This is a genomic window from Rhizobium sp. P1_E1 (assembly GCF_056406015.1).
Genome location: NZ_JBFUAY010000496.1, coordinates 1 through 1,370 on the forward strand (window position 1 = coordinate 1; position 1,370 = coordinate 1,370).

3 protein-coding genes are annotated in these 1,370 nt (G+C 56.9%); all 3 read left to right on the forward strand.

The features are described 5' to 3' along the window. On the forward strand, window positions 1-356 hold a 356-nt coding region (locus AC1D1Z_RS37435; protein WP_477853877.1), incomplete at its 5' end, for an Hcp family type VI secretion system effector. 75 nt (window positions 357-431) lie between these two features. Next, window positions 432-977, forward strand: coding sequence for a type VI secretion system baseplate subunit TssE (locus AC1D1Z_RS37440; protein ID WP_477853879.1), 546 nt, complete (start codon window positions 432-434; stop codon window positions 975-977). Beyond that, window positions 974-1,370 (forward strand): type VI secretion system baseplate subunit TssF (locus AC1D1Z_RS37445; RefSeq protein WP_477853881.1); only part of this gene is annotated, 397 nt, incomplete at its 3' end. The genes AC1D1Z_RS37440 and AC1D1Z_RS37445, both read left to right, overlap by 4 nt.

Consider the following 1,370-nt stretch of genomic DNA (forward strand, 5'->3'; position numbering starts at 1 on the left):
GTTCCGGCGCCGGACGGGTCAATGTTCGCGACCTGCATCTGTCCAAGTACATCTGCAAGGCGGACGCCGCGCTCATGCAGCATTGCTGCAATGGAAAGCACATTCCGGAGATTACGTTGTATTGCGAAAAGGCTGGCGGCGATTCGACAGTGGAGTACGTCAAGATTGTACTGAAGCAGGTTCTAGTGACGAGTCATTCGGTGACCGGTGCGACAGGCGGTGATGCCGTCAGCGTCGATGTCTCGTTCAACTTCGCCGAATATGTGTTGACCTACACACAGCAGGAGAAGGAAGGAAACGCCGGGGCAGCTGTGACGCAGGGATGGAACGTCGCGGAGAATCAGGCAGCAGCCTGATCCCTGGCCCCCGGTGCGTCGGTCGCTCCGGGGGCAACACCAGACGGGTGGCCAGGCGCAAGGGGGTGTTGTGGCATGGCTGAACACATTAAGTACCACGCGCCACTTATGAACGCGTTCCGGATATCCTACGAAAAGGGTGACAGTCGGAAGGTGAGACTCAACGACGATGGTGAAACGGCTCTTTCGGAGACCGAAGCCATTCGTCGACGGGGCATGAGCGAAGCCCAGATCAGAGATATCGTGCTCGATGACTTGAGCAAGATATTTTCGACCATCGACCTGCGCTCGGTGCTCGACATCGACGACCTTCCCTATGTCTTGAAATCGGTCATCAATTTCGGGCTGTATGACATCATGCACCTGACCAGTGAAGATATGGGTCTTGCAGAGATTGAGAAAAATATACTGTCGGCGCTGCGCAGCTACGAACCGCGCCTGCGCGCGGGGAGCCTCAGTGTCAATCGTTCAGAGGAACTCGACGATGTCGCACAGAAGATCCGACTGGCGGTTTATGCCGAGGTCTCGAATCGGCCTATCGACATCCCCATCGGTTTTACGGCGGAAGTCGATCTTAGCTCTTGCAAGACCACTGTTACGCGGGGCTTTGATCGATCATGAACCGCGAATTCCTCGAGTTTTATGATCGTGAGCTGAAGATCCTCTACGAGCGATCCAAGGAGTTCGCAGCCGAGTTTCCTGGGGCGGCAAAGCGTCTCGGGCCGCTGATTGAAGAAAAAATCGATCCGGCGATCGGTGGATTGCTCGAGGGGGCGGCCTTCATGGCGGCACGCGTCCAGCTCAAGTTGAAGAGCGAGTTCGATACGTTCACCAATGAGTTGATCGAGCAGCTTCTCCCGGGGTTCCTGGCGCCCACACCGTCCTTTGCCGTCGTTGAGGCCCGACCGAATTACGGGAATCCCGATCTGGCCGCGGGCGAACGGCTGAAAGCGGGTCAGTTTATCGAAACGACGTTTACCGAGCAGGACCGACGGGTCGCCTGCCGTTACAAGC

What these genes read in the sequence shown, in the direction of transcription:
- AC1D1Z_RS37440 (WP_477853879.1), top strand. Translation starts at nt 432, where the DNA reads ATGGCTGAACACATTAAGTACCACGCGCCACTTATGAACGCGTTCCGG.